Annotated in this window: 1 protein-coding gene and 1 pseudogene; one reads left to right on the top strand and one right to left on the bottom strand. The window is 76.0% G+C overall.

Annotation, left to right across the window (positions count from 1 at the left end; all coding sequences use genetic code 11):
* A pseudogene (locus tag AOK18_RS24430) lies at positions 1-419 on the bottom strand (N-acetylmuramoyl-L-alanine amidase); the annotation flags it as partial.
* A gap of 129 nt (positions 420-548) precedes the next feature.
* Between AOK18_RS24430 and AOK18_RS24425 the strand changes: the two are divergent.
* The coding region (locus AOK18_RS24425; RefSeq protein WP_055695724.1) for a TIGR03089 family protein at positions 549-1,069 on the top strand (521 nt) is incomplete at its 3' end.

Genomic DNA, 1,069 nt, shown 5'->3' with positions numbered 1-1,069 from the left:
CGGACCCGGCCCGAGGTGCGTTCCGCGGTCCCGGGGTCGGCCGCGTGGTCGGCGTTGTGGGTCTCGACGTCCTGCCAGCCGGACCAGACGCCGGTGTCCGCCGCGCGGGCGCGGACCTGGACCAGGCCGTGGAGTTCGGCGGCGGGGTCGTCCCAGACGACGCCGACGAGGGAGAAGGGCCGTACGGACCGCGGGGCGAGGCCGAACACGTCGGCGCCGGAGGCACGGTCGGGGTCGAGGGGCTGCAGGGGCAGGGACTGGGTGCTGCCGGGGGTGCCGGCCCCGGTCGCCACCGTCGCGCGGGTGACCGCCGCCGCGGTCCCGCCCGCGGCCGCGGCGGCGGCGGCGGACGGAGCGAGGGGCAGGGCGAGAGCGGCCGCACAGGTGACGCCGATGGAGGAAGCGAGAAATCTACGCATGCCCCTGATCTTTGACATACCCATACAAATCTGTCCATCGGGGAATTGACGGGTTGTCGGAGTGCGTTCCCCCGAACCGGTGCCCCGGGCACTCGGCGGGCGCGGCCGTCCCCGCGTACGCTTGCGCGGGTGAACGCCACCGACCGCACCCCCGCCGACCTGCTGGGTTCCGCGCTCGCCGCGGACCCGGGACGCCCCCTGGTGACCTTCTACGACGACGCCACGGGCGAACGCGTCGAACTGTCCGTGGCCACCTTCGCCAATTGGGTGGCCAAGACCGCGAACCTGCTGCAGGACGAACTGGCCGTCGAGCCCGGCGACCGCGTGGCCCTGCTGCTGCCCGCGCACTGGCAGACGGCCGTGTGGCTGCTGGCCTGCGCCTCGGTGGGCGTGGTCGCGGACGTGGACGGCGACCCGGCGGCGGCCGACGTCGCGGTGAGCGGGCCGGACGCGCTGGAGACCGCGCGGGCCTGCCCGGGCGCACGGATCGCCCTGGCCCTCCGGCCGCTCGGGGGACGGTTCCCGCAGCCCCCGGAGGGTTTCGCCGACTACGCCGTGGAGGTCCCGGGCCAGGGCGACCGGTTCGCACCGTACGTGCCGGTCGACCCCGAGGCCCCGGCCCTGATCGTGGCGGGCCGGGGCCTCGGGGT

The organism is Streptomyces prasinopilosus, from assembly GCF_001419695.1.
Lineage (GTDB): Bacteria > Actinomycetota > Actinomycetes > Streptomycetales > Streptomycetaceae > Streptomyces > Streptomyces prasinopilosus.
The sequence above is the reverse complement of the archived record's forward strand: the minus strand, read 5'-3'. Positions and strand labels throughout refer to the sequence as shown.